6 protein-coding genes and 2 pseudogenes are annotated in these 7,578 nt (G+C 62.5%); 5 read left to right on the top strand and 3 right to left on the bottom strand.

What is annotated here, in order from left to right; translation table 11 throughout:
- Positions 1-288: 288 nt before the first annotated feature.
- From AC1DUU_RS17750 to AC1DUU_RS17735, 4 genes are all read left to right on the top strand, one after another.
- Complete coding sequence (locus AC1DUU_RS17750; protein ID WP_476784723.1) at positions 289-885, top strand: GNAT family N-acetyltransferase; 597 nt, start codon at positions 289-291, stop codon at positions 883-885.
- A 165-nt stretch (positions 886-1,050) separates the two neighbouring features.
- Entirely contained in the window at positions 1,051-1,704 is a 654-nt protein-coding gene (locus AC1DUU_RS17745) for a hypothetical protein (RefSeq protein WP_476784722.1), read from the top strand.
- 87 nt (positions 1,705-1,791) lie between these two features.
- Positions 1,792-2,130: a hypothetical protein gene (locus AC1DUU_RS17740; RefSeq protein WP_476784721.1), complete on the top strand. Its 339-nt coding sequence runs from the start codon at positions 1,792-1,794 to the stop codon at positions 2,128-2,130.
- Between the two features lie 181 nt (positions 2,131-2,311).
- A complete protein-coding gene (locus AC1DUU_RS17735) occupies positions 2,312-2,866 on the top strand; it encodes a hypothetical protein (RefSeq protein WP_476784720.1) in 555 nt (184 codons plus the stop codon).
- 82 nt (positions 2,867-2,948) lie between these two features.
- Here the strand turns inward: AC1DUU_RS17735 and AC1DUU_RS17730 are convergent, their stop codons facing one another.
- From AC1DUU_RS17730 to AC1DUU_RS17720, 3 genes and pseudogenes are all read right to left on the bottom strand, one after another.
- On the bottom strand, positions 2,949-3,602 hold the full coding sequence (locus tag AC1DUU_RS17730) for a LuxR C-terminal-related transcriptional regulator (protein ID WP_476784719.1): 654 nt from the start codon (positions 3,600-3,602) through the stop codon (positions 2,949-2,951).
- Positions 3,599-5,001: pseudogene (locus AC1DUU_RS17725) on the bottom strand (sensor histidine kinase). The gene AC1DUU_RS17730 and the pseudogene AC1DUU_RS17725 overlap by 4 nt, the downstream one beginning before the upstream one ends.
- Positions 5,002-5,145: 144 nt before the next feature.
- Entirely contained in the window at positions 5,146-7,137 is a 1,992-nt protein-coding gene (locus AC1DUU_RS17720; RefSeq protein WP_476784718.1) for a PhoX family protein, read from the bottom strand.
- A 252-nt stretch (positions 7,138-7,389) separates the two neighbouring features.
- Between AC1DUU_RS17720 and AC1DUU_RS17715 the strand changes: the two are divergent.
- Positions 7,390-7,578, top strand: a pseudogene (locus tag AC1DUU_RS17715) (phosphatase PAP2 family protein); the annotation flags it as partial.

Here is a 7,578-nt window from a genome sequence, read left to right as displayed (position 1 = left end):
GGAGCGACATGCATCATAAGTGCGCCTCCAGTTGTTTGTTCGCGACCACGACCACGCATGTTTCGATGCGTGGCCGTGGTGAGCTTAACCCGCCACCCAGGACGAGCCAATACAAAACTGGACTAAAAATATCAAGTTTAAAAATACAACATTCCGGCATCCGGCAGCGGCGCGGAATGGACGCGTCGGAGTGCGCGAATGCCGGCCCAAAGGGCTGTTGACTGAGGTGCCCCCGCGCGCTCCTATATGGGCGGCAGCTTGGGGTGGCTGCGCATGGGAGGAACGGTCATGGCCGAAAAGGCTGAGCATAGTGACGAGGGTTTGACCGCGGAAGCGCGCCCCGCCACCAAGGACGATGCGACCGTGCTTGCCAAGCTGGTCAACATGGCCGGCCACGGGCTGCCGCTCTATCTCTGGACCAAGATGGYCGATGGCGGCGACCCGTGGGAAGTGGGCCGCCAGCGGGCTCAGCGCGAGCACGGCAGCTTTTCCTACCGCAACACCRTGGTTTTGGAGCATGGCAAGGTTCTGGCCTGCCTGATCGGCTATCCCATCGTGCCAGCCCCCGTCGATCCCGACACGCCCGCGATGTTCGTGCCGATGAACGAGCTCGAGGCGATGGCCGTGGGCAGCTGGTATGTCAACGTGGTGGCAACCATGCCCGAAGCGCGCGGCCGGGGCTTCGGCTCCAGGCTGCTCGCCATGGCCGACGTGATAGCAGAAGCCACGGGTTGCAACGGAACCAGCCTGATCGTGTCCGACGCCAATACGAACGCGCGGCACCTCTATGACAGCGCCGGCTACCGCGAAGTGGCGACGCGGCCGATGGTCAAGGAAGACTGGGACAATCCGGGCCAGAACTGGGTGCTGATGGTCAAGCCGTGAGCTGCATTGGCTAAACCCGCTCGCGCTTCGAGACCCCAAATGCATGGTCCTTCAAACACGGAATATTGCGACGATACAATGATGGCGTATGAGGCGGCGCGCCGGGTCTTCCGTCCAGGCGAGGCGCTGACATTCGACGCCGCCTATCGGCTCGCCCATCTGCCGTTGGTGGCGCCAGGCCATGCCGATGCCATAGCACGCAAGGATGGGACCGATTATCTCAACGGAAAATATGCGGCACCGCGTCATTCGCTCGTTTTGCCAGTCGACGCAACGGAACTTGGTCGGTCTGACGCATTTCGACTGTTTGAAAAGGAACTTCGTGCGTTCTCATTCAGCGATAAGATTCAGTGGACCCTGTCTCAGGAGCGCGCATCGAAACTTCACGCGACAATCGTCAACGGTCTTGCCGAGCCAGAGTTCGCGCGTTGCGCAGACCAGGTTGCCAAAGCGCTCGCACCACTAGGAAAGCTTTCGGTACGGATCGGCGGACCATTTCTGGGCCAGTTCAACACCGGCAGGATGTATCTTCCGGTCTATCCGGAATGTCGCGACGGCGAGGATATATTTGCCTTGATCCAGGGCGCGTGTGGCGCTCGGGTGACCCGGTTTTACGTGGTCGGCTATTATCATTTCGCCTCGCCACTCGCGGCCGCCGAAACGAATGAACTGGCAGGGCTGGTGGAGCGTTGGCGCCATCGCACTGTTGCCCATCTGCCGGTCAAATCACTGGCAATTCAATCGACCAATGACGATCTGGCGCTTTCCGCGCGGATCGTCGCAACGATCCCGGTCGGCAGCCGCCGGCGACAACTATAGAACTTGATTGCGCCAGAGCGCGGGCGCGCTTGACGCTTGGGGAGCATTCAGCGCAAATCGCGGACAGTTTCTCGGGAGCTTTTCAAAATGTCCGCCATCGGCCTTTCGCTGCTCGGTCTTTCGACCGTCATCTTCCTGATCGCGGCGATGGTGGCCAAGACCTGGGGTATCGAGCCGACGCTTGGCAAGCTGGTGGTGACGCTGCTGCTTTATTCGCTGGGCAATCTGGTCATGCTGCGCCTGGTGCGCGATTTCGGCATGTCGGTGTCGTTCTCGCTCTCGGCCGTGATCCAGCTGATCGCCGTCAATCTGGTGGCGATCATTTACTTCGGCGAAAAGCTGAGCGGCATCCAGGGCATCGGCGTGGGGCTGGCGGTGGTGGCCGTGGCGCTGATCACGCTTGGGCCGGCACTGGCCGGGAAGTAGGCCAACGCATCCTTTCGACTTAGCGGCTCGCCAGACCAAGGTCTGATCTCAGCATAGCTTTGGTCGGTCGCAGCGGCGTATGGGTCGCAGGACGCTCCACATCGGGAGCAGCTTGCGGCAGGGTGTTCCTTGCGGGAGAGCTAAGGCGCAGCCCGCCTGCGCCCATAGAAGGAACCTCACGATGCGTGCAAGATCCTCCCTCGGTCTTACCTTGCTCATGCTTCGCGCCTCGGCTGCCTTGGCGCTGACGGCGGTCCCACTGCACCTGAGCTTCGACGGCGCGATGCCCAAGCTGGTGACCGCAGCCGCCATGGCGGACGACGACGATTCCGGCTCCGACCACAGCGGTAGCGACGATCACGGCGGCAGTGGCGGCAGTGACCACGGCGGTGGCGGCGGCAACAGTGGAAGCGGCGGCGATGACGATGATGACAATGGCAGCGACGATCACGGCGGCGGCCACGACAGTGGCAATGGCAATGGCAATAGCGGTCGCGGCGGCGGAAATGGCAGGGACGACAGCGACAACCACGACAACGATCGCGAGCATGTGAACCGCCTCACCGGCAATCGGGTCGAAATCGGCCGCAACAGCATCGAGGTCGTTCATCGGGACGGCACCAAGGAAGAACTCGACAACGGTATCTACGAGATGAAGGACGCCAGGGGGCGAACCATCATCGAGCGCCGCGCAACGGCCAGGGATATCGCTCGCATGAACGATCTCGCCAGATAAGCGGCGGCAGGGCTCAGGTGACAGGCTGGAAGGGCGAAAGCCTTTCCAGCCTTCTTTTTGAGCCATCGAGGAAGAGCGGCACCTAGCCGGCTCGATCCAGGGAATCGCGCAGCATCATTGCCGCTTCGGTGCGGTTGCGCACGTTGAGCTTGGCCAGAACCCTGGTCATGTGGTGCTTGACGGTCTTTTCCTGCAGTTTCAGGCGGGCCGCGACCTCCTTGTTGCTCAGCCCGCCCGACACCAATAGGAGAATTTCGCCTTCGCGCTCCGTCAGCTGCCGCAGCGGCTCGGCGCTCGGCTCCGCGGACTGGATGGCCTTGAGATCGGTGAGCAGCCGTGCCGACACCACAGGCGAGACATAAACTTCGCCCGCCGCGACATTGCGCAGGATCTCGGCCAGCATCTTCGAGCCCACTCCCTTCAGCACATAACCGCGAACGCCATGGTTGAGTGCCGTGGTGACGTCATCGCGCGTTTCCGAAACGGTGAGCATGACGATCTTCTGGCCTGGCCGCAGGTCGAGAATGCCTTGCACGGCGCTCAGTCCGCCGCCGGGCAGGCTGATGTCGAGCAGGAGTATCTCGGGAGCTGCCTCGCTGACGATGCGCAGGGCATCGTCGGCGCTTGAGCCTTCGCCGACGATTTCGAAGCCGCCGTGCTCTATGAGGCTACGCGCCACGCCCTCCCGAAACAAAGGATGATCGTCGACGACAGCAAGGCGCAAGGGAGCAGTCATGATTGTTCCTTATCCTCAACGTTGAGCATGACGGCAGCGCGAGTGCCGGCCGCTGATGAGGTCAACGAAAACTGACCGCCAATACTTTCCACCCTCTCGCGAAGGCCGGCGAGGCCGAGCCGGTCGGCGCGGATGCTGGCGACGTCGAAGCCAGGCCCCGCGTCGGACACCTCGACGGTGAGCTTGCCGGCATTGGCTGTCACCGCGACCGCCTGGCCGCGCCCGCCAGCATGGCGAAAAGCATTGTTGAGCGCTTCCTGGACAAAGCGGTAGATGCAGATCTTCTCGTATGAAGCCAGCGCAAGCCCAAGCTGATTGCCAGAAAGCGCTACCTTCGTGCCGGTACGCTGCTCATGGGCCGAGACGGCGAGCGTCAACGTCTCGCTCAGGCTTGCCGCCTCGATCTGCGGCAGAACCAGCCCGCTGGAGATGTCTCTGATGTCGCGCATCGCTTCGTCTAGCCGCGACTTGATGGCATCGATCTCCTTGTCGCGCTCAGGCTGGGTAACGTCAGTGTCAGCAATCGCCTTGCTGTCCATCCTGAGCGAAGCCAGTGCCAGAAGCTGTGCCGGACCATCATGCAGATCGGCAGCGATGCGGCGCAGGTAGCTTTCGTTGAGTGCCGCTGCGCGCCGCGACGCGCCCTCCACGCGCTGGCGCAGCGAGGAATTCTGGGCTAGCAGTTGCTGCAGATCGGCAACACGCTCCTCCAGTGCCTTGCGCTGGCTGTCGATGGTCTTGCTGCCGCGAAAGACGATGCCCCAAAGCAGCGCGAAGACAGCAAGCGTGGTGCCGGCGACGAACAGCCAGCTCGAAATGCCGCGGCATTGAGCGTCGAGCGGAACTCATGGGCGATCTCGTAGAATTCGGACACCGCCACGACCTGGCCCGACCAGGGCTCGCGTACTGGATTATATATCTCCAGAAGCGGCCGGCCCGTCGCCTTTTCGAGCGCACTCTCGTCGTCGTCAAGCTGGTTGAATTCGGCGACGACACGGCCGTTCCAGGCCGCTTCCAGATTGGGCGAAGGCGGGAACTTGGCGCCGATCTGGGTGGCATCCTTGGAGTAGAGGATGGTGCCGTCGCGGCGCCAGAGGCGGAACGAAACGATACGGTCGCCGAGCCCGCCCTGGTCGAGCGTCTCGTCAAGCGCGCGCTTGACGGTGTCTGTCAGCGTCACGCTCCTGCGCATGTCGGGCAGGATCGGCGCGATGACGCCGTCGACATAAAGCGCGGTGGCGGTGGCATAATTGCGGGTGACGCCGTCCTCGATGCGCGAGGTGACCCAATAGCCGGCAAGAAACATCGCAGCGAGCAGCACGGCACCGCCGGCGATCAGAAACTGGATCGCAAGCGACTGCCCGGCCCAAGCCCTGCGAAGTCTTTCGATGGCGCGCACCCGTCCTCCTCGCTGAGGGAGATCATAGGGGCACCGCGATAATTRTAGAATTGGGCTTCGGTCGACAAACCCTCAGACTTTCGTCCGGCAAGCGAACGAAATACGGCCGGCGGGAGAGCCGCCGGCCGTATTGTCCTTGGAAGATCAGACGGCGATCTTGCCGCCGCCTTGTTTGGTGATGGCGACAACCGCCGGGCGAACCGGCATGTCGGGCTTGAAGTCGGGCCAGCGCGTCGACAGGTCCTCGTAATAGGACGGACGGCCGAAACCTTCCCAATCCTCGCCGCCGTCGCCCGGATGCTGGACAGCGACAAAAGCGGTCTGATCATCTGGTGTGAAGAGCGGGCCGCACATCTCGGCACCGACCGGCACGCGGAAAAACAGCTTCGAGGTGGCGCGCGCCTCGCCTTCGGTATCGACCGCCCACAGGCCGTCGGTGCGGCCGGTGGCCTTGGGGGAGTTGCCATCGGTCGAAACCCACAGGCGGCCTGCGGAATCGACCGCGCAGTTGTCGGGCATGCCGAACCAGCCATTTTCGGTGGTCGAGGTCGAGAACGAGGCGCCGACTTCGGCGATCGAAGGATCGCCGCATTTCAGCAGCACTTCCCACTTGCCCTTGGTGGCGGTGAAATCGCCGCCATCCTCGATCAGTTCGATGATGTGGCCGAAGGCGTTTTCGGCACGCGGGTTGGCGGCGTCGACCTGGTCGGCCTTGCGCTTGGAATTGTTGGTCAGCATGACATAGACCTTGCCGTTGACGGCATTGGGCTGGATGTCTTCGGGCCGGTCCATCTTGGTGGCGCCGAGCAGGTCGGCGGCGCGGCGCGTCTCGATGACCACGTCGGCCTGGCTGGCGAAGCCGGCATCAGCCGTCAGCGGGCCCTCGCCCTGCACAAGCGGCAGCCATTCGAACGAGCCGTCCTCGGCGAACTTGGCGACATAGAGCGTGCCTTCGTCGAGCAGGTCGAGATTGGCGGCGCGGTCGTTGGGGTTGAACTTGCCCGAGGTCACGAACTTGTAGACGTAGTCGAAGCGCTCGTCGTCGCCGAGATAGAACACGACCCGGCCGTCGGAGGCGACGATCGATTCGGCACCCTCGTGCTTGAAGCGGCCAAGGGCGGTGCGCTTCTTCGGCGCGGAATTCGGGTCCTGAACGTCGACCTCGACGATCCAGCCGAAGCGGTTGGGTTCGTTCGGCTCCTTTGCGACGTCAAAGCGGTCGTAGAACTTCAGCCACTCATAGGTGCCTTCCGGCACGCCGAGGCGCTTGTAGTTGGCGGCTTCGGGGTGATCGGCCGGCAGCTCGCCGCCGAAATAGCCGTGGAAATTTTCCTCGGCCATGATGTAGGTACCCCAGGGCGTGACACCGCCGGCGCAATTGTTGAGCGTGCCGAACACCTTGGTGCCGGAGGCGTCCGCATTGGTCTTGAGGCGGTCATGGCCGGCGGCGGGGCCGGTCAGCTGCATCTCGGTGGTGGAGGTGATGCGGCGGTTGAGCTTGCCGTCACGGACGACCTGCCACTTGCCCCCTTCTTTGCGGATCTCGACGATCGAACCGCCATGGGCGGCCATCTCGATGTCGACGCGCTTCTGATCGGCTGGGGTGACGTCGATCTTGCCTTCGACGATCTTGACGATGCCGGGGAACATCAGGTGATCGTTGGTGTATTCGTGGTTGACGACCAGGAGGCCGTGCTCGGACGAGCCGTCGAGCTCGATGTAGCCGACATAGTCGTTGTTGTAGCCGAACTGACGGTTTTGCGCTTCCGCCGTCTGGTTGAGCGGGTCGAATTCGGGTGCGTCAGCGAAGATCGGATCGCCCCAGCGCAGCAGAATGTCGGCGTCGTAGCCTGATGCAACATGGTGCTTGTCATCGATGCCAGCCTCGACCTCGTCGAAGATGAAGGCGGACGCAGTGGCCGCGCGAGCATCGTCGGCGAGCAGGATGGCGATCGGGCTGACGGTGGCGGCAATGGCCGAGACGGCGAGCGAGCCCTGGAGAAAGCTGCGGCGGGAAAAGCGCTTGGCGATGATGTCGCCCATGGTGCGGTTGTCGGTCGGGTTGTGGCCGGGACCGTCATTCTCCTCGAGCATGCTCGTACGGAATTTCTGATCGCCTGGTGTGTACTGGTTCATCGTCTCGACCTCTGGCTTGGTGTTCGGCTTGGGGTTGGCCGAGACCGCTAATCGGACGAGATAACAGTAGCATGACAGTTTCGTCGGAAATCGGCCTTGATTATAGAGCCTCTCGGCGTTCATCCCGATTCAGGCGGGACGAGTTCCGATTTCTTGTTTGAGCATCTTTTTTTCCCAAAAGCGGTCCCCACTTTCTCGGCGCGGACTCGGGTTCGGAAGTGCTCTCAAACACATAAGGCAAACGGCAAGACGATGCGGCAGACACTGTGGAACAGGATCGAATTTTCGCTGCTGGCGGCGGGTATCATCATTGCCGGCGGCCTGTGGGGGTTCGTTGAACTTTCCGAAATCGCCCGCGACGCCGCCCCACACGCTTTCGACACCGATATATTGCTGGCGTTTCGCGTGGCGGGCGAGCCCAACAACCCGATCGGGCCGCTC

Source organism: Aminobacter sp. P4_H6_2 (genome assembly GCF_056400805.1).
The sequence above is the reverse complement of the archived record's forward strand: the minus strand, read 5'-3'. Positions and strand labels throughout refer to the sequence as shown.

What these genes read in the sequence shown, in the direction of transcription:
- AC1DUU_RS17720 (WP_476784718.1), bottom strand. Translation starts at nt 7,137, where the DNA reads ATGAACCAGTACACACCAGGCGATCAGAAATTCCGTACGAGCATGCTC.
- AC1DUU_RS17730 (WP_476784719.1), bottom strand. Translation starts at nt 3,602, where the DNA reads ATGACTGCTCCCTTGCGCCTTGCTGTCGTCGACGATCATCCTTTGTTT.
- AC1DUU_RS17740 (WP_476784721.1), top strand. Translation starts at nt 1,792, where the DNA reads ATGTCCGCCATCGGCCTTTCGCTGCTCGGTCTTTCGACCGTCATCTTC.
- AC1DUU_RS17735 (WP_476784720.1), top strand. Translation starts at nt 2,312, where the DNA reads ATGCGTGCAAGATCCTCCCTCGGTCTTACCTTGCTCATGCTTCGCGCC.